The sequence below is a fragment of the Nocardioides panzhihuensis genome (assembly GCF_013408335.1).
Lineage (GTDB): Bacteria > Actinomycetota > Actinomycetes > Propionibacteriales > Nocardioidaceae > Nocardioides > Nocardioides panzhihuensis.
Genome location: NZ_JACBZR010000001.1, coordinates 1,628,474 through 1,645,785, shown reverse-complemented (window position 1 = coordinate 1,645,785; position 17,312 = coordinate 1,628,474). Strand labels below are relative to the sequence as shown.

At 69.1% G+C, this 17,312-nt stretch carries 19 protein-coding genes; 6 read left to right on the top strand and 13 right to left on the bottom strand.

Features of this window, described 5'->3' with window-relative positions:
• Positions 1-26: 26 nt before the first annotated feature.
• From BJ988_RS07665 to BJ988_RS07650, 4 genes are all read right to left on the bottom strand, one after another.
• Entirely contained in the window at positions 27-530 is a 504-nt protein-coding gene (locus BJ988_RS07665; RefSeq protein WP_179657482.1) for a class III extradiol ring-cleavage dioxygenase family protein, read from the bottom strand.
• Positions 527-1,387, bottom strand: a complete 861-nt coding sequence (gene folP / locus BJ988_RS07660) for a dihydropteroate synthase (RefSeq protein WP_179657481.1) — start codon at positions 1,385-1,387, stop codon at positions 527-529. The genes BJ988_RS07665 and folP overlap by 4 nt, the downstream gene beginning before the upstream one ends.
• Positions 1,387-2,301: a glucosyl-3-phosphoglycerate synthase gene (locus tag BJ988_RS07655; RefSeq protein WP_179657480.1), complete on the bottom strand. Its 915-nt coding sequence runs from the start codon at positions 2,299-2,301 to the stop codon at positions 1,387-1,389. Before BJ988_RS07655 ends, folP begins: the two co-directional genes overlap by 1 nt.
• A 112-nt stretch (positions 2,302-2,413) precedes the next feature.
• Positions 2,414-3,325, bottom strand: coding sequence for a D-2-hydroxyacid dehydrogenase (locus tag BJ988_RS07650; protein ID WP_179657479.1), 912 nt, complete (start codon positions 3,323-3,325; stop codon positions 2,414-2,416).
• 379 nt (positions 3,326-3,704) lie between these two features.
• Here BJ988_RS07650 and BJ988_RS07645 point away from each other — a divergent pair, with 379 nt between their 5' ends.
• Entirely contained in the window at positions 3,705-5,069 is a 1,365-nt protein-coding gene (locus BJ988_RS07645) for an MFS transporter (protein WP_179657478.1), read from the top strand.
• A 143-nt stretch (positions 5,070-5,212) separates the two neighbouring features.
• Positions 5,213-5,890: a GntR family transcriptional regulator gene (locus BJ988_RS07640; protein ID WP_343051837.1), complete on the top strand. Its 678-nt coding sequence runs from the start codon at positions 5,213-5,215 to the stop codon at positions 5,888-5,890.
• 13 nt (positions 5,891-5,903) lie between these two features.
• Here the strand turns inward: BJ988_RS07640 and BJ988_RS07635 are convergent, their stop codons facing one another.
• Entirely contained in the window at positions 5,904-7,370 is a 1,467-nt protein-coding gene (locus BJ988_RS07635) for an NAD-dependent succinate-semialdehyde dehydrogenase (RefSeq protein ID WP_179657477.1), read from the bottom strand.
• A 113-nt stretch (positions 7,371-7,483) separates the two neighbouring features.
• On the opposite strand from BJ988_RS07635, the gene BJ988_RS07630 reads away from it, so the two are divergent.
• Both BJ988_RS07630 and BJ988_RS07625 read left to right on the top strand, forming a co-directional pair.
• Complete coding sequence (locus BJ988_RS07630) at positions 7,484-7,675, top strand: hypothetical protein (RefSeq protein ID WP_179657476.1); 192 nt, start codon at positions 7,484-7,486, stop codon at positions 7,673-7,675.
• A gap of 43 nt (positions 7,676-7,718) precedes the next feature.
• Entirely contained in the window at positions 7,719-8,366 is a 648-nt protein-coding gene (locus tag BJ988_RS07625; protein ID WP_179657475.1) for a GNAT family N-acetyltransferase, read from the top strand.
• A 6-nt stretch (positions 8,367-8,372) separates the two neighbouring features.
• Here the strand turns inward: BJ988_RS07625 and BJ988_RS30110 are convergent, their stop codons facing one another.
• Both BJ988_RS30110 and BJ988_RS07610 read right to left on the bottom strand, forming a co-directional pair.
• On the bottom strand, positions 8,373-9,149 hold the full coding sequence (locus tag BJ988_RS30110) for a DoxX family protein (RefSeq protein ID WP_218860660.1): 777 nt from the start codon (positions 9,147-9,149) through the stop codon (positions 8,373-8,375).
• 41 nt (positions 9,150-9,190) lie between these two features.
• Positions 9,191-10,300 (bottom strand): FAD-dependent oxidoreductase, encoded by a 1,110-nt coding sequence (locus BJ988_RS07610; protein ID WP_343051529.1) that lies wholly within the window; start codon positions 10,298-10,300, stop codon positions 9,191-9,193.
• 78 nt (positions 10,301-10,378) lie between these two features.
• Between BJ988_RS07610 and BJ988_RS07605 the strand changes: the two genes are divergently transcribed.
• Together BJ988_RS07605 and BJ988_RS07600 are read left to right on the top strand one after the other, a co-directional pair.
• Positions 10,379-10,795, top strand: a complete 417-nt coding sequence (locus BJ988_RS07605) for a hypothetical protein (RefSeq protein ID WP_179657473.1) — start codon at positions 10,379-10,381, stop codon at positions 10,793-10,795.
• Between the two features lie 37 nt (positions 10,796-10,832).
• Positions 10,833-11,219: a nuclear transport factor 2 family protein gene (locus BJ988_RS07600; protein ID WP_179657472.1), complete on the top strand. Its 387-nt coding sequence runs from the start codon at positions 10,833-10,835 to the stop codon at positions 11,217-11,219.
• Positions 11,220-11,223: 4 nt separating this feature from the next.
• On the opposite strand, the gene BJ988_RS07595 is transcribed toward BJ988_RS07600, so the two are convergent.
• The 6 genes from BJ988_RS07595 to BJ988_RS07570 form a co-directional block, all read right to left on the bottom strand.
• Positions 11,224-12,210, bottom strand: a complete 987-nt coding sequence (locus BJ988_RS07595) for a glycine betaine ABC transporter substrate-binding protein (RefSeq protein ID WP_179657471.1) — start codon at positions 12,208-12,210, stop codon at positions 11,224-11,226.
• Positions 12,210-13,004, bottom strand: a complete 795-nt coding sequence (locus BJ988_RS07590) for an ABC transporter permease (RefSeq protein WP_179657470.1) — start codon at positions 13,002-13,004, stop codon at positions 12,210-12,212. Before BJ988_RS07590 ends, BJ988_RS07595 begins: the two co-directional genes overlap by 1 nt.
• On the bottom strand, positions 13,001-14,227 hold the full coding sequence (locus BJ988_RS07585; RefSeq protein WP_179657469.1) for an ABC transporter ATP-binding protein: 1,227 nt from the start codon (positions 14,225-14,227) through the stop codon (positions 13,001-13,003). Before BJ988_RS07585 ends, BJ988_RS07590 begins: the two co-directional genes overlap by 4 nt.
• Positions 14,227-14,868, bottom strand: a complete 642-nt coding sequence (locus tag BJ988_RS07580) for an ABC transporter permease subunit (RefSeq protein ID WP_179657468.1) — start codon at positions 14,866-14,868, stop codon at positions 14,227-14,229. The genes BJ988_RS07585 and BJ988_RS07580 overlap by 1 nt, the downstream gene beginning before the upstream one ends.
• A gap of 226 nt (positions 14,869-15,094) precedes the next feature.
• Positions 15,095-15,718 carry a flavin reductase family protein gene (locus BJ988_RS07575; protein WP_179657467.1) on the bottom strand — a complete coding sequence of 208 codons (624 nt, stop codon included), beginning with the start codon at positions 15,716-15,718 and terminating at the stop codon, positions 15,095-15,097.
• 95 nt (positions 15,719-15,813) lie between these two features.
• Positions 15,814-17,121 carry a hypothetical protein gene (locus BJ988_RS07570; RefSeq protein ID WP_179657466.1) on the bottom strand — a complete coding sequence of 436 codons (1,308 nt, stop codon included), beginning with the start codon at positions 17,119-17,121 and terminating at the stop codon, positions 15,814-15,816.
• Positions 17,122-17,312: the final 191 nt, after the last annotated feature.

Genomic DNA, 17,312 nt, shown 5'->3' with positions numbered 1-17,312 from the left:
ATCAACAGGGCCCGCTGGCGGGCGGGCTACACCCGTCGAGCCCAGCGGGCGACCCAGTAGCGCACCCCGTACGGGTCGGCGTCGTAGTCGATCGCCACCGTGTCGAACCCGCGGAGCAGATCGGCCGACTCCACGATCGGATCGACGTCGGCCCACAGGTCAGCGGCCAGCCCACGATCCAGCGCGCCGAGCGCGGCGGCGTCGGGCTTCGCCAACGATCTGCCGAGTGTCTCGTCGAACCCGGCGGCCCGCGGGTCGAGGTGACCGGGCGCCTTCTCGCTGCGACGGGCCGAGCCGTTGCCGACGATGAGGTACGCCGCCTCCGCGTCGCTCGTCGGAGCCGCACCGACCTCGGCCAGCAGCGCGGACGCCACCCGGGCACCCTGCGCGCCTGCGACCACGCGTACCTCCTCGCCCAGCCACGCCACGGCCGCCAAGCAGGCGGAGCGGAGCTCCTCGACGGGGTCTTCGAGCGAGGCGTTCTCAGGCAGCAGGGCCAGGCATCCCGGAACGAGCGCCACCCGTGTCATTGCAGCCCCCTGATCGCTCGCGCCGGACGCCGGCGTCCGGCGATCGTCCAGACCATGTCGACGGTCTGACGGGTCTCCGGCACCTGATGGACCCGGTAGATGCGGGCGCCGGCCAGCGCGCAGACCGACGTGGCGGCCAGGGTGCCGAGGAGTCGCTCGCCGACCGGTTGGTCGAGGGTCTCCCCGACGAAGTCCTTGTTGGAGAGGGAGACCAGCACCGGCCAGCCGGTCTCGACCATCTCCCCGAGCCGGCGGGTGATCTCGAGGGAGTGGAAGGTGTTCTTCCCGAAGTCGTGGGCCGGGTCGATCACGATCGACTCCTTGGCGACCCCGGCGTCGAGGGCACGCTGGGCGTAGCCGAGAGTCGAGTCGATCGCGTCGCGGACGACGTCGTCGTACTCGATCCGATAGGGGCGGGTCCGCGGCGTCACGCCGCCCGTGTGGGTGCACACGATCGCGGCGCCGTGGGCCGCCGCGACGTCGACGAGCTCCGGATCCGCACCACCCCAGGCGTCGTTGATCAGGTCGGCGCCGGCCGCACACACCGCATCGCCGACCTCGGCACGCCAGGTGTCCACAGAGATGACCAGCGCCGGGAACTCCTCCCGTACGCGGGCGACGAAGTCGACCACCCGGGCCTTCTCCTCCGCGGCGCCGATCTCGGCCCCCGGCGCCGCCTTGATCCCGCCGATGTCGACGATCTCCGCTCCTTGCGACGCCACCAGACGTACGCGCTCGAAGGCCGCGTCCTCGGCCCAGGTCGCTCCCTTGTCGAAGAACGAGTCCGGGGTGCGGTTGACGATCGCCATCATCAGCGCTTCGCCATCACCGAAGTCGTGTCGTCCGAGGCGCAGCATCAGGAGACCATACCGCCCGACCCGTCGCGCAGCGGCGGCCGCTCCAGGAGGCTCACGGACCGCTCCATGACCTTGGTGGAGCCGTCGATCGGGATGTACTGCCGCATCTCGACGTCATCACCCGCCGGGCCGGTCCCGAGGCGGCGCGACATCATGCCCACGATCTGAGTCGCCATCAGGCCGAGATCGAAGAGGTCCTGGTGGCTGTGGTCGCGCTGGCCGAGGTCGACCTGGGCGATCGCGTCCATCCCACGCGTGTCCAGCGTGTCGACGAGGGCGGCGAGCTCGACTCCGTAGCCCACCGGGACCCGCAGCCTCTCGAACAGCGAGCGCCGGATCGACCACTCCCCCGCCAGCGGCTGGATCAGGTCCCGCAGCGGCCGGCGATGCAGGGCGAGCAGCGGGCGGGCGACGAGCTCGGTGACTCGACCGCCGTCGAGACCGTGCTCGCCCGGCCGCCGGTAGAAGCCCTTGACCAGCTCGATCGCAGGATCGTTGACAAGAGGACCCACAAGACCTCGTACGAAGTGGGTGTCCCACTCGGTCAGGTCGGCGTCCATGAAGACGATGAGCTCGCCGGTCGTGACGAACTGCGACTTCCACATCGCCTCGCCCTTGCCGGGGTAGGAGCCGAGATCGGGCCTGATCGCGGCCGAGGCGTAGACGTCGGCGCCGGCGTCCGAGGCGATCCGGGCGGTGTCGTCGGAGGAGTCGGAGTCGATGACGACGAGCTCGTCGACCAGGTCGGCGGTCTCCATCAGACTGGTGCGCAGCGTGCTGACCAGGTCACCCACGGTCGCGGCCTCGTTGCGCGCCGGGACCACGAGGCTGACCCGCTGCCCCTGCTTGGCCTCGACGAGCTCGTCGAGCGACCAGTCGTCCCAGTGATGGGTGTTGCGCTCGAACCAAGACATGACCAAACCCTATCGACGGATAACCCGGACATCCGACCGATACCCGGTCCGTACGGCTTCCAGTCGTCCATCAGGCCGCCTTCCGGTCGCAGCCGGGGTGTGCCTCCGCCCTCTACCCGACGACGAAGCCGCGCCGCTTGTCGACGACGTTCAGCAGCGGTCGACCGCTCAGCCAGCGCTGGGCGTTGTCGACGAGCTGGTCCGCCAGCGCCCCTCGCCAGCCCGTGTAGTCACCGGACATGTGCGCCGAGATCGCGACCCCCGGCATCGTCCACAGCGGACTCTCGGCTGGGAGCGGCTCGACCTCGAAGACGTCGAGCGAGGCGGCCTCGAGCGGGCCGTCGCCGAGCGCGGCGACGAGCGCCCTCTCGTCGATGATCGCCCCGCGCCCGACGTTGACCAGGTGACTTCCCGGCTTCATCGCCGCGAGCACGTCCTTGCTGATCAGACCCTGGGTCTCAGGCGTCAACGGGGCGGCCACGACCACATGGTCCGCCCAGCCCACGTGTGAGACCAGGTCGGCGCTCGCGACGATCTCGCCGAAGTCGGGGTCGCCGCCGCGGGCGGTGCGGCCGGCACCGCGTACGTCCATCCCGACCGCACGCAACAACCGAGCCGTCTCGCGGCCGATCGAGCCGACGCCGACCACCAGCACGGTCTGGGCGCTGATCAGCCGGGTCTCGCGGCGATGCCACCGGCGGGCCGCCTGGAGGTTGTGGCTGACGTGGATGCCCTTGGCCACGGCCAGGATCGAGCCGAGCACGAACTCTGCCATCGCCCGGTCGAAGATCCCGCGGGCGTTGGTGACGACCACCTCGGAGTCGACCAGCTCCGGGAAGAGCAGCTTGTCGACCCCGGCTGCGGCGACGTGGATCCAACGCAGCGAGCCGCCGCTGGGCCAGGCATCGCGGACGGCATCGGAGAAGTAGTCCCACAGCAGCAGCGCGTCGGCCCCGTCGAGCGCGTCGGCGAGACCTGCGGCATCGGCGTAAGTGAGCTCGGCGTCGGCCTCGAGCAGCTCCATCCCGCGGGGTCTGTCACCGTCGGGCGGGCAGAGAATCGTGATCGCAGGGCGCCGGGACGTCTCCAAGAAATCCTCCGTCGCGCTCGATATCTCGGCAATGGTTCGGGCCACGGTAGGAGGCTGGTTGGAGATCGTCAACAATCCTGACGAGCCGTGCGACTCGCCGGGGTGCCCCTCCCCCTATCCCTTCCCCGAGCCCTCTTCGGGTAGCGTGCTGGCTTTACATAAACCATCCGTCACACCCTGTGCCACCTTCAGCGCTCCCTGCCAGAGCGCAAAGACAGCGCTGACGTGGCGCAAATTGTTGACAACCCTACAGTCGACACAGTGGGTCAAACGCGGTCCCCAGCCATCAATCACACCGAATAGGTGAGAAGAAATGTCAGGAACCCCAACCATCACCTCCGACGAGGCACAACCCGATAAATCAAAGCTCCGCAGAGCGATAACCGGTTCAGCGGTCGGCAATGCGACAGAGTGGTTCGACTACGGCGCCTTCGCCTATGTGGCGACCGAGATCACCGCCAACTTCTTCCCCGAGCAGGGCTTCGCCGGCACGGCTCTGACCTTCGCGATCTCGTTCATCCTGCGTCCGCTCGGCGGCATCTTCTGGGGCCCCCTCGGCGACCGCATCGGGCGCCAACGCGTCCTCGCGATGACCATCATCCTGATGGCGGCTGCCACGTTCTGTGTCGGCCTGCTCCCGACCTACGACTCGATCGGCATCTGGGCCGTGGTCCTGCTCGTGCTGCTCCGAGTGATCCAGGGATTCTCGACCGGCGGTGAGTACGGCGGCGCCGCGACCTACATGGCCGAGTGCGCGCCCGACAAGAAGCGTGGGTTCTACGGCAGCTTCCTGGAGTTCGGCACCATCGTCGGCTTCACCGCCGCCATCGCCGTCGTCTTCACCACCGAGTCGCTCATCGGCCAGGACGCCATGACCGAGTGGGGTTGGCGCATCCCGTTCCTCATCGGCGGTCCGATCGGCCTCATCGGCCTCTACATCCGGACCAAGCTCGAGGAGACGCCCGTCTTCCAGGAGCTCGAGTCGCACGACGCCGTCGAGGGCGGCGCGGGGGCCGCGCTGAAGGATCTCTTCGCGCTGTTCTACAAGCCGATCCTCACGCTGATCGGCCTGGTCGCCGCGCTCAACATCGCCAACTACACCCTGCTCGCCTACATGGCGACCTACCTGCAGGAGGAAGCCGGCTTCAACAGCACCGACGCCGACCTGCTGGTCATCTTCGGACAGATCGCGATGCTGGTGTTCCTGCCGATCGCCGGGGCGCTCTCGGACAGGGTCGGCCGCAAGCCGATGTGGGGCGGCTCCTTCATCGGGTTGATCGTGCTCTCGGTCCCGATGTTCCTGCTGATCGGGCAGGGCTTCTGGCCGGCGGTCATCGGGTTCACGGTGCTGGGCATCGTCTACGTCGCCCAGCTGGCGACCATCTCGGCGACCTTCCCGGCGATGTTCCCCTCGCAGGTTCGCTACGGCGGCATGGCGATCGGCTACAACATCTCCACCGCTGCCTTCGGTGGCACGGCGTTGTACGTCAACAACGCCCTGATCGGCGCCACCGGCGATGTGCTGATGCCGGCCTACTACATGATCGCGGGATCCGTGGTCGGCCTGATCGCGCTGTTCTTCGTCGTCGAGACGGCGGGCAAGTCGATCCGGGGCACCGAGATCCCGGGTACGCCGGAGTCCGAGGCGGAGCTCGCCGAGCTGGACAAGACCGTCTGACCGACGGACACGGACGGGCGGCCCGGGCGCGTCACACGTGCCCGGGCCCGCCCGAAGTCGGTCCGCTCGCTGCCGACCGACACATACAATGATTGTCAACAATCAAGCTCTTTCTCGGCCGCCCATCGGAGACCACGTTGACAGTGACATCGAGCTTCGAACCCGTGCACCGGGAGTCGACGGCCTCGCTCATCGCTCGCCAGCTCCGCACGGCGATCATGAAGCGCAGCCTGCCGCCCGGGGCACAGCTGAGCGAGGCCGCTCTGTCGGCCCAGTTCGGGGTCAGCCGCGGCCCGTTGCGCGAGGCCATGCAGCGCCTGGTCCAGGAGGGTCTGCTCCGCAGCGAGCCCAACCGCGGTCTCTTCGTGATCGAGCTCGACGAGGCCGACATCCGCGACGTCTATCTGGCCCGGGCCGCCGTCGAGGGGGCCGCCGCCTCGATGATCGCCCGCGCGCGGGTCCCGGCTGCGCTGCGCGAGCTCCGCGCAGCGTGCGACGCGATGGCCCACTCCCTCGAGCTGGGTGACCCGACGGCGCTGAGCGACGCCGACCTCCACTTCCACGACGTGCTGGTGCAGTGCTCCGGCAGCCGACGCCTGGCCCGGATGCAGCAGACCCTGATCGTCGAGACGAGGATGTGCCTGGCCGCCCTGGAGGGCGCCTACCGGCAGCCGCTCGAGCTGGTCGAGGAGCACCGCCAGATCGTCGACGCCATCGAGGCGGGCGATGTGGGGCTGACCCGAAGACGCGTCGAGCAGCACCTGGACGAGGCGCTACGGCGCCTCGTCCATGCCGAGGACGACGACCCGGGCTACGTCTAGATCACGCCTCGCGTCACATCGCGATCCCGACGTACTTGGTCTCGAGGTACTCCTCGATCCCGGCACGCCCGCCCTCCCGCCCCAGCCCCGAGGCCTTCACGCCGCCGAAGGGCGCGGCCGGGTTGGAGACGACGCCCTGGTTGAGCCCGACCATCCCGGACTCGAGCGCCTCGGCGACCCGCAGCCCACGGCGCAGGTCGTTGGTGAAGACGTAGTTCACCAGGCCGTACTCGGTGTCGTTGACGGCCGTGACCACCTCGTCCTCGGTGTCGAACGGCGTCAGCGGTGCGACCGGGCCGAAGATCTCCTCGGTGCCCATCCGCGCGGTGACGGGTACACCGGTGAGCACGGTCGGCGGGTAGAAGAAGCCCGGCCCGTCGGGAGCCGTGCCGCCGGTCAGCACCCGCGCACCGCCGGCCACCGCGTCGTCCACGAGGCTCTGCACCTTCTGCCGGGCCTTCTCGTCGATGAGGGGTCCGACGCGTACGCCCTCCTCGACCCCGCGACCGATGGGCAGCTCCGACATCGCCTTGGCGAGCCGCTCCCCGAACTCGTCGATGACCGAGCGCTGCACGAAGATCCGGTTGGCGGCCGTGCACGCCTCACCCGTGTTGCGCATCTTCGCCGCCATCGCACCCGCGACCGCCTCGTCGATGTCAGCGTCCTCGAAGACGACGAAGCCGGCGTTGCCGCCGAGCTCCATGGACGTACGCAGCACCTGCTCGGCGCTCTGGGCGAGCAGCGTCCGGCCGACGCCGGTGGAGCCGGTGAAGGAGAGCTTGCGGATCACCCCGGAGGTCAGCAGCGGCTCGGTGATCTCGCCCGGCCGGGTGGTCGGCAGGATGTTGACGACGCCCTCGGGCACGCCGGCCTCGCGCAGGACCTCGCCCAGCGCCAGCATCGAGAGCGGCGTCTGCTGGGCGGGCTTGGTGATGCTCGTGCAACCGGCCGCGATCGCGGGACCGAGCTTGCGGGTCCCCATCGCCATCGGGAAGTTCCAGGGCGTGATCAGCAGCGCGGGACCGACCGGCTGCTTCGTGATCAGGAATCGGGAGCCACCGGCTGGGGCAGTCTGGTAGCCGCCGTCGATCCGCACCGCCTCCTCGGCGAAGTGGCGGAAGAACTCAGCGGCGTACGCGATCTCGCCCTTCGACTCGGCCAGCGGCTTGCCCATCTCCAGCGTCATCAGCAGCGCGAGGTCCTCGATGCGCTCGTGCAGGAGGTCGAAAGCGGACATGAGCATGTCCGCCCGGGCTCGCGGCGCGGTCGCGGCGAACTCCTTCTGGGCGGCTGCCGCGGCCTCGAGCGCACGCCGGCCGTCCTCGGGGGTGGCGTCGGCGACCGCGCACAGCACCTCCCCGGTCGAGGGGTCGGACACGTCGAAGGTGCCACCGTCGCTCGCATCCGCCCACTGACCAGCGATCAGGAGCCCCTTCGGCACCTCGGCCACGACCCTCGCCTCGTTCGGGTTTCCGCTCATCGCGCATCAGCCTCCAAAGGTCAGCGTTCGACTGTCCTACTGACAGTCGTCGAACGCTCGCCTACTGTAGTAGCCGGTCGGATTGTCGACAATCAACAGGAGCGCGGACCACCATGAGCGACGACCTCGAGCGACTCCTCCGCTGGGAGGAGGCCGGCGCGACCTGGGAGCCGATCTGGCCCCGCGCCGGCGAGGTGACCATCGTGCTGTGCACCTGCGACAGCGGCGAGGAGGTCGACCGCTACACCTCGGCGGCCGCCGACCTCCTCGACTACGTGAGAGGCCCGAGCCGGGACGAGCGGTGATAACCAGTTGTCCGTCACCCCCGACCCTCTCGATGATGGGCCGATGACGCTGACCGAGGTGTGGCCGCTGTTCGGCCTGGTGATCCGGACCCCTCGGCTGGAGCTTCGGCTGCCGACCGATGACGAGCTCGCGCGCTTGGCCGAGGTCGCCGCGGACGGGGTGCACGAGCCGAGAGATCGGCCGTTCCTGACCCCATGGGCCGAACGGCCACCGCTGGAGCGGGCGCGCCACGTGCTGCGTAGCGCCTGGACGAGCCGGGGCGAGTGGGGGCCGGAGGACTGGAGCCTGGGCCTGACCGTCTTCGTCGACGGCGACCCGCTCGGCGTCGTCTGGGTCTCGGCGACCGAGTTCGCCACCCGGCGCGAGGTGAGCACCGCCTCCTGGCTCGGCCTGCCTCACCACCGCCGTGGCTTCGGCACCGAGGCCCGCCTCGGCGCCCTCACCGTGGCCTTCGACCACCTCGGCGCCGCCTACGCCACCTCCGAGGTGTTTCCGGACAACGCCGCCTCCGTGGGGGTCTCCACCAGGCTCGGCTACCAGCCCGACGGGATCTCCCGCGACGTACGCGACGGTGAGGTGCTCGTCTCCCACCGGCTCCGGCTCGACCGGGAGCGATGGGAGCGCAACGACCGCACCGGCGTCGAGGTCAGCGGTTTGGAGCCGTGCCTGACCATGTTCGGGGTCGCCTAGCCCGTTTCAACGCAGGAAGCAGAAGACGAGGACCGCCACGCAGGCGATCAGCGACAGCGTGGCGTTGAGGGCGAGGTTGCGGCCGAAGTCGCGGGCCCGGATGTGGGCCGCGACGGCGAGCACGAAGTAGACCACCAGCGCCGCGCTGGCCAGCGCCCCGACGTACGGCACCCAGAGTCCGGCGACCAGGCCGGTAGCGGCGGCCACCTTGACCCACGGCATCACCGGCCACAGCGCGCGCGGCAGCCCGACATCGGTGAAGCACCGGGCGATGAAGCCGACCGGCTTGGCGCACATCGCTGCGTCACCGAGCTGGATCACCGCGAGCAGCACGACCGGCCACCATGGGTCCGGAAGATCAGCGACGTACGCCGCGACGACCCCGCCGAGGCGGTGTCCTGAGCTTGTCGAAGGGTCGTCCTGCCCCGCCGCGTACACCCCGGTGACGACCAGCGTGGCCAGCGCGAGCACGAGACCACCGACTGCACGCCCCAGGCTCCGGTCCCCCACCCGCAGGTGCGCTCCGATCGCGAGCACGAAGAACACCACGAACCCGGCCGCGGCGACGATGCCGACCGCCGGGACCGCCACCCCGACCAGCAGGCCGATGAAGCCGAGCCCGTACGACACCCCGATCGGGAACCGCAGCCACTCCGTCGGCACCGAGAGCCGCCGCGCCTCGGTCACGGGTATCCGGTGGCCGGTCAGGTTGAGCACCGCCCCGCCGAGCGCGGCGATCGAGGCGATGAGGGTCACGGTGAGATAGGTAGCCGTCATGGTCATCCAGACACCGGCGCCCGCACGACTGTGACGCGGTGGCGGACCTACCTGCTCAGCAGCCGCGCGATCGCACCGAGCCCGGCGAGGCCGGTGTCGCGGACCGCGACCACGGGCCCGTTGTCGACCTGGCCGAGCGCGCCGACCATCCGTGAGGCCATCACCAGGCGCTGGGTGACTGGACGCCGAGTGCGGTCGTAGGCGACCACCGCGCTCTCGATCCGGGCGTGACCGGCGACCTGGGCGGCCAGCACGGCCGCGTCCTCGATCGCCGCGCAGGCACCTTGGCCGAGGTTGGGGGTCGTCGCGTGCGCGGCATCCCCGAGGAGCACGACGCGACCGTGGTCGAACCGTTTCAGCGGCAGCCGCAGGTCACAGATGTCGCCGCGGAGAACGGCGCTCGGCGGCGTCGCCGCCAACAGCTGCGGGATCGGATCGTGCCAGTCGCCGACCAGCGCGGTGACCTCGGCGTGATGGTCTCCGCCGCTCTCCCCCGCCGGCCGGTTGGCAGTCGCGAACCAGTAGGTCCGGCCGTCCACCAGCGGGACATAGCCGGCGCGCACCCCGGCCCCCCAGGTCTCCCCACCCGTGCTCGAGGCCTCCCCCGGCACCGGCTCCGCGGTGACCCCGCGGTAGGCGGTGTAGCCGGCGTAGCGTACGTCTTCGCGTCCGTGCAGCTCGTTCCTGAGCGTGCTGCGGATCCCGTCGGCGGCGACCACCAGGTCGGCCGGGCCGTGGGGGCCGGCCTCGTCGAGATCAGCCAGGCCGGTGACGGTCACCCCGGTGCGTATCTCGACCCCGGCACGCTCTGCCAGCGCACCCACGAGTGCCTCGTGCAGCCTGGCCCGGTGCACCATGACCGGGGTCCGCTCGACGGCGTCGAGGCCCACCTTCGCCAGCCAGCGCCCGTCGGGCCGTCGTAGCCCGGCCTGGATCGCCGGCCGAGTGCCGTCCACAAGGCGATCCGCGACCCCGAGGTCGGTGAGGATCCGCCACGCCTGCGGCCAGATCGAGAGGCCGGCACCGACCTCGCCCAGCTCCGGCGCGCGCTCCAGCACGGTCACCTGCCACCCGACCCGCGACAGCGCGAGCGCCGCAGTGAGCCCGCCGATCCCCGCACCGACCACCAGAGCACGCCGTCCCGCTGAGCTGTTCACACCTCGAAACCTAGCGAACCTGCTGATCTGAGTACTCGCACTCATGTCTCCCGGACCCCGATCCGGCAGTCTGAAGACATGAAGCTCCTCGTACGCCTCGCCGTGATCGTCGGCGGCAGCCTCCTCTACCCGATCGTGCTCAACCTCTTCCCGAGCGAGGACGCCAACATCGGCGCCGGCCTGCTCTACTTCGGGCTCCTGTTCGTCGTATCGGGGCTCTGGGGTCTGTGGGACGGCCGCCACGCGGAGGCCCTCTCGCCCGTGTTCTTGCGCTGGACGGTGGTGGCCATCGTGACCGGTCTCGTATTTCCGATCCGTATCTGGTCGGTGGAGGGCGTCGACTTCGATGTCCTGTGGAGCGACCTGGCGTTCCTCACGCCCTTCGTGGCGGGGCTGGTGCTCGCGCCCGCGGCGGCGGGGATCGCCATCGGCAAAGCCGTCGGCTCATCGGACCGGGAACTTCCGAGGAGTACGCCGCAGCACCCGCCCCTCTAGGCTCTCCCGAAAGCAGCCGACCCAGGAGGAAGCCCAGATGACCACCTTCCGTGAGGCGATCGAGGCCAAGGACATGGACGCCGTGGAGGCGATGCTCGCCGACAACGTCGTGTTCACCAGCCCGGTCGCGTTCAAGCCCTACCCCGGCCGGGCGATCACCGCCTCGATCCTGCGCGCCGTCGTGAAGGTGTTCGAGGACCTCACCTACGTCCGCGAGATCCACGACGGCGCACACCACGCCTACGAGTTCACTGCCAAGGTCGACGGCCTCGAGCTCAACGGCTGCGACTTCCTCACCTATGACGAGGACGGGCGGATCGTCGACTTCAAGGTGATGGTCCGCCCGCTGCGTGCCGCCGAGGCTCTCGCCGCCCGGATGGGCTCGCAGTTCGAGGAGATCAAGGCGGCCGCCTCAGCAGACTGAGGCGTCAGCGGACGAACCCCTCCTGGCGCAGGTAGTCCCAGGCGACCTCGGCCGGGTCACGTCCCTCGACGTCGACCTCCGCGTTGAGCCCGGAGATCACCTCGTTGGTCAGCGCCGCCGACAGCGGCTCGAACAGCTCCGCGATCTGGGGGTGCTTCTCGAGCACCTCTCCTCGTACGACCATGGAGGCGTTGTACTTCGGGAAGAAGCTGCGGTCGTCCTCGAGCGCCGTCAGGTCCAGCGCCTCGATCCGGCCGTCCGTGGTGAAGACCTCGCCGAAGGTGCACCGCCCCCTGGCGGTCGCGTCGTAGATCGCGCCGGTCTGCAGCGTCCGCAGGTTGCTCCTCGGGATCCCCTTGGGGCTTCCCAGCGGCATGCCGTAGGTCTCGAGCATGCCCTTGAGCCCGTCGGGGCGGTTGGTGAACTCCGCCTCGACGCAGAACGTCCGCTCGGCCGGGGGCACCTTGCTCATCTCCGAGAGCTTCGTGATGCCGTACTTCTTCGCGCTCTCCGCGCTGATCGCCATCGTGTAGGTGTCGTTCATCGGCGTCGGCGGCAGCCAGACCAGGTTGTTCTCACGCAGATCGGCGTCACGGGTGGCGATGTACTGCTTGCGCTCGTCCGGGATCGGCTTGGCGTTGTTGAGGTAGGTCAGCCAGGCGGTGCCCGTGTATTCCCAGCTGAGCTCCACCTGTCCGGCCAGCTGCGCCTCGCGGGCGGCCGCGCTGCCAGGGATGTTGGTCAGATCCTTGACCTCGGCGCCGGCCGACTTGAGCAGGATCACCGCCATCTTGCCGAGCAGGATCTGCTCGGTGAAGTTCTTCGAGCCGACCGAGAAGCTGGCGTCAGCGAGCTCGACTCCCTCGATGGGGCCGGCCAGCGTGCCGGACTTCGTGAGACCGCCCGCGGTGCCCAGTCCGATGCTGCACCCGGACAGCGCGATGGAGACGACTGCGGCGGTCATCGCCAGGGTGAGTCGCTTGAGTCTCATCAGATCCCCTTCGGTCGAAGGACGGTCTCGAGCACGCGGCCCACCCACTCGATCAGGAGCGCCAGCAGTGCGATCAGCAGGGCCGCGGAGACCATGACCGGGAACCGGAAGAGGTTGATCCCCGAGGTCAGCGCGCCGCCGAGGCCGCCGGCGCCGATGAAGGTCACCAGCGCCGCGGTGCCCACGACGAGCACCAGCGCGGTGCGGATGCCGGCCATGATCACCGGCAGCGCGAGCGGGAGCTCGACGCGCAGCAGGACCTGGGGTGCGGACATCCCGATGCCCCGGCCCGCCTCGACCAGGGTCGGATCCACGCCCTGCAGCCCAGTGATCGTGTTGCGCAGCACCGGCAGCAGCCCGTAGATCACCAGCCCGAGCACGCCCGTCCAGAAGCCGAAGCCCAGCCAGATCGCCAGCAGCACGATCAGCCCGATCGCGGGCGCCGCCTGGCCGGCGTTGGCGAAGGCGACGACGGCCGGGGCGATCGCCCTGGCCCGGCCGCGGGTCAGCAGGATGCCCAACGGAACCGCGATGACGACCACGATCGCCGAGGAGACCAGGGTGATCGCGATGTGGTCGCGAAGCTGCTCCCAGATCGCGCCCCAGGCCAGCGTGGACTCCTCGATCGAGTCCAGGTCCGCCGTCTGGCGCCAGATCACGTAGCCGACGAAGAGGACGGCGACCATGATCGGCAGCACCATCAGCATCGCGGCGCTCTCCCCGCCGGCAGGCCGCAGCCGGGAGCGGCGTACGGACTTCTCGGGGGCGACGACGGTCGGGTCCAGCGTCGTCATGACCCGACCTGCCCGGTATCGGCCGTTGCTTCCTCGGCTGTCGCTTCCTCGGCGGCCACTTCGCGGGCAACCGCTCTCTCGACCGTACGCATGTGGTCGGTGACGCTCTCGAAGAAGACCACCCCGAGGTACTGGTCGCGGGCGTCGCAGACGATCCCGCCGCCGAAGCTCGAGGCGAGCATGACATCGAGTGCGTCGTTGAGGGTCGAGCGCTCGTCGAGGGTCACCAGCTTCTCGCGGTCCCCGTCCTGGATCGTCTCGTGGCGAGCGAGCTCCCGCAGGAACCGCCAGGCGACCGGTCGCCGCCGGGAGTCGAGGACCACGACGCTGCCGTCGCCGGCGGCTTTGGCCCGGGCGATCGCCTCCGCGCTGGATCCACCGACGGTGGCGGTGGTCGTCTCCTGAAGGTCGATGTCGCTGACCCTGGACAGCGTGAGCTGCTTGAGCGCCGCACCGGAGCCGACGAAGTCGTCGACGAAGTCGTTGGCGGGGGCAGCGAGGATCCTCTCGGGGGTGTCGTACTGGGCGATGTGCCCACCCTCCTGGAGGATCAGCACCCGGTCACCGAGCTTGATCGCCTCGTCGATGTCGTGGGTGACCATGACGATCGTCTTGTGCAGCTCGCGCTGGATGCCGAGCAGCTCGTCCTGGAGCCGCTGCCTGGTGATCGGGTCGACCGCACCGAAGGGCTCGTCCATGAGGATCACGGGCGGATCGGCGGCTAGCCCGCGAGCCACGCCGACCCGCTGCTGCTGGCCGCCGGAGAGCTCACGCGGGTAGCGATCGCGATAGCGGTCGGGCTCGAGGCCGACCAGGTCGAGCAGCTCGTCGACGCGCTCGGCGATCCGCGACTTGCTCCAGCCCAGCAGCCTGGGCACGATCGCGATGTTGGTCGCGACCGTCATGTGCGGAAAGAGCGAGCCGCCCTGGATGACGTAGCCGATGTGGCGGCGCAGCTCGTCGGAGCCGCGGCCCGAGATGTCCTCGCCACCGAGCTTGATGATGCCGGAGGACGGCTTGATCAGCCGGTTGATCATCTTCAGCGAGGTCGTCTTGCCGCATCCGGACGGCCCGACGAACATCACCATCTCGCCGGCCGGGACGGTCAGGCTCAACGAGTCGACAGCAGCCGCCTTCTGTCCGGGATATCGCTTCGTCACCCCGTCCAGCTCGATCTCGATGCCGCTGACGTCGCTGGCCTCATGGGCAGGTGTGGTGGTCATCAGACTCGGATTCCCTTCGGAATGGTCACGCGCCCGACGAGCACGAGCAGCAGGTCGAGGATCAGCGCCAGCACGACGACGCCGAGCGTCCCGACCAGCGCATAGTTGAGGGCGTTCTTGCCACCGATCTGGGCAAGGCCGCTGAAGATGTAACTCCCCAGTCCGGGGCCGAGAACGTACGCCGCGATCGCCGCGATGCCCATCGACATCTGCAGCGACACCCGGATGCCGGCGAGGATCACCGGCCAGGCGAGCGGGAGGCGTACGCGGGCCATGACCGCGGCCTCCCCCATGCCCATGCCGCGGGCCGACTCGAGCAGCACCGGCTCAACCCCCTGGAGGCCGACCACCGCATTACGCAGGATCGGCAGCACGGCGTAGAAGCAGACGCAGATGAAGGCGGTGGTGCTCCCGATGCCCGTGGCCGGCATCAGCAGCCCGACCAGGGCGAAGCCCGGGATGGTCAGACCGATGGCGCTGAGCATGTTGGTGACACCACCCAGCCGCGGGACCTTGGTGACCAGCATCGCGAGAAGAACCGCGATGACGGTGGCCGCGACGACGGCGAGCACCACCAGATAGACGTGTTGAAAACCGTCGTAAAGGATCTGTCTATGTCGTTCCGCGATGAAGTCCCACACGTCCTCGAAACACCTCCACGACCATTTCGTCTCACGTTCGAAAATCCGCAACCACCCAACCACATCTTTACCGTCATTCGACCGGCGGGTCATTGGGAAGCGAACATATCCGCTGGTCAGACGGCAGAAAACCGGCAGCACAGATCGGACTCGAGATAGGAAGAATCGTGCTTTTGCGCACGATATTCAGGGGGTGACGACGGTATCGCCGGAGCCGTGGATCCGGTCAGCGATAGAGCTCCTCGTCGATGCTCGCCAACCGGGACGGATGGACGCGATCCCCGAGTCCGTAGAAGTGCTGGAAGCTCATCACCAACGGCCGCCAACGGTCCGGGTCGATCCGGTTGGGGTGGCCGGCCAGGCGCAGCTCAGGGGCCACCCGCACCGCTGTCACACCGACCTCGACGGCAAGCAGCTTCGGCGCGCCGAGGTGATGCAGCGCCGTGACCGTTCCCTCGAGGTGCACGGGGCACTCCGCGACCGACGTCGGCAGCACCGTGTCGGAGCCGTACGCGGTCAGCCCGGCATGGGCGTACTTGTCGGGCACGTGCACATAGCCGCGCTCGGCCTTCGCCGCCGATATCGCCGCATTGCCCGTGGTCAGTGCGAGCCGGTCGACCTCGGTGACCAGGTCGACGCCGGGAAGGTTGAGGACGATCTCGGGCCGATCCATCACGTTGAGCGCCGTCCGCGACGAAGCGCCGACCCCGAGGACCGCCGTACGTCCCAGCCAGAAGACCGACGACATCGGCATCAGGTTGGTGGTGCCGTCCTCGTTGAGCGTCGAGAGCAGCACCACGGGTGTGCCGAAGTAGAGGATGGCCGGATCGATGTCGACATGCGTACTCATGCCTTGAAACTAGGGCGCCTCACCGGCGACTTCCGGCGGGTATCCGACGGCGCAGTCACGGACGACGGGTGAACCGGATCGACTCCCTCGCGCGATCACCCCTGCCACGCCCTCCAGATCGCGTCGAGCAACGGCCGGACCTCCTCGCGCTGTTCGCCTTCGGAGACCTCGATCTCGTCCCCGGCGCTGCGGAAGGTGACCTCCCGCCCCTGGTCGTCACGGACGGTGACCAGCCTCCCGACACCAGCGAGCGGCTTGATCACCCCCACCATGTCGGAAATCTCGTCGACGGCCACATGCACCGAGAGGTCGTCATCAGCTAGAGCGAACGGCGCGTACGCAGCCAGCCGCGGCGCCGCGGCAACTCGCTCAGCGACCACGTCCGGGGGTCCGGCGATCTGGTATTTCTCACCGGCGGCGGTGCCGGAGATCAAGATCCGGCTGATACCTGCGGCCTCCGGGTCCTGTGCGACCTGCTGGTAGATGGCGAGGATGTCGTCCAGGTCGACGCCATCGATCTGGAGGCCGCGATCATCGCTGCTGACCGACCCCACCGACGAGAGCGCAGCGAGATCGAGGACGAGCTGAGCAGCGGGGACATCCTGGCTCCAAGCGCTGATCTTGCCGCCGCTGACGCTGACCTGTTGACCGGGCGTCTTGCGCGCGAGCTCGTCGGCCGCAACCACGTCCTTGCCGCGCCTCATCTCCAGCACCAGCGCCCCCGGCCTGATCGCATAGCTCACGACGTCGAACCGATTCCGGATCTCGCGGAGGCCGGCGAGCGGCTCCGTCATCGAAACCGCTTCGGGCAACGTGTCGACGTGCTCCCAGTGGTCGGCTGCATCGGTGATGCTCTGATCTTCTCCGTGGGTCACCCGCACACCGGCGCGCTCACAGCCCGGCGTCGCGGCCCGGAGCGCAACGAGGCCGTCATAGACCGTCACCGGATCCGCACTCGCCTCCGCCTCTGCCGCCACGACGCAGGCCTGCGACCCGGCACCGTAGACGATCGTCGCACTGCTCAGATCGGTGCGCTGCCGCACCTCGTCGAGCAACCGCAACCCGCTCGCGTTGCGCTCCTCGGATGGGCTCACCTGGAGATCGACGCCGTCTATCCCGAGAGTGAGCGCGTAGTCGGGACTCTCCCCGGACACGTACGGCTCGAGGATCGCGGCGATCTCAGCGGCCCGCGCCGTGCTGATCCCGTCCTCCAGGACGATGGTTCCGCTGGCGTCGCCCGCAAACGGCAGCACGTTGTTGCCGTCGAGCTCCACCCGCTCGATGCCATCGACACCCTCGAGCCGCTCGCTCAGCTCACCGGCCAGCTGGTCGCCCCGGTTGGCGGCACACGACGACGCCATCAGCGCGATCGCGAGCGCCATGACGACAGTGCGAGTTCTCACAATGCTTCCTTTCGGTCCGAGACGTGGGTCATCGCCGCTCAGCGCTCTGTCTCGGCATTCACCACGGCATCGGCCTGCTGTTCGGTGATGTCCCCGCGTACGACCGTGACCTCACGCGGTCAATGTAGCGACCCGGGCGCTGGAGAGTGGGCTCGGGCGACCCAGGCCGCTCGGACGTGCATCGGCTTTGC

Coding starts and splice junctions, on each gene's coding strand:
- BJ988_RS07635 (WP_179657477.1), bottom strand. CDS start 7,370: ATGAGCGGAAACCCGAACGAGGCGAGGGTCGTGGCCGAGGTGCCGAAG.
- BJ988_RS07630 (WP_179657476.1), top strand. CDS start 7,484: ATGAGCGACGACCTCGAGCGACTCCTCCGCTGGGAGGAGGCCGGCGCG.
- BJ988_RS07605 (WP_179657473.1), top strand. CDS start 10,379: ATGAAGCTCCTCGTACGCCTCGCCGTGATCGTCGGCGGCAGCCTCCTC.
- BJ988_RS07590 (WP_179657470.1), bottom strand. CDS start 13,004: ATGACGACGCTGGACCCGACCGTCGTCGCCCCCGAGAAGTCCGTACGC.
- BJ988_RS07575 (WP_179657467.1), bottom strand. CDS start 15,718: ATGAGTACGCATGTCGACATCGATCCGGCCATCCTCTACTTCGGCACA.
- BJ988_RS07655 (WP_179657480.1), bottom strand. CDS start 2,301: ATGTCTTGGTTCGAGCGCAACACCCATCACTGGGACGACTGGTCGCTC.
- BJ988_RS07625 (WP_179657475.1), top strand. CDS start 7,719: ATGACGCTGACCGAGGTGTGGCCGCTGTTCGGCCTGGTGATCCGGACC.
- folP (WP_179657481.1), bottom strand. CDS start 1,387: ATGCTGCGCCTCGGACGACACGACTTCGGTGATGGCGAAGCGCTGATG.
- BJ988_RS07665 (WP_179657482.1), bottom strand. CDS start 530: ATGACACGGGTGGCGCTCGTTCCGGGATGCCTGGCCCTGCTGCCTGAG.
- BJ988_RS07595 (WP_179657471.1), bottom strand. CDS start 12,210: ATGAGACTCAAGCGACTCACCCTGGCGATGACCGCCGCAGTCGTCTCC.
- BJ988_RS07600 (WP_179657472.1), top strand. CDS start 10,833: ATGACCACCTTCCGTGAGGCGATCGAGGCCAAGGACATGGACGCCGTG.
- BJ988_RS30110 (WP_218860660.1), bottom strand. CDS start 9,149: ATGACCATGACGGCTACCTATCTCACCGTGACCCTCATCGCCTCGATC.
- BJ988_RS07650 (WP_179657479.1), bottom strand. CDS start 3,325: ATGGAGCTGCTCGAGGCCGACGCCGAGCTCACTTACGCCGATGCCGCA.
- BJ988_RS07585 (WP_179657469.1), bottom strand. CDS start 14,227: ATGACCACCACACCTGCCCATGAGGCCAGCGACGTCAGCGGCATCGAG.
- BJ988_RS07645 (WP_179657478.1), top strand. CDS start 3,705: ATGTCAGGAACCCCAACCATCACCTCCGACGAGGCACAACCCGATAAA.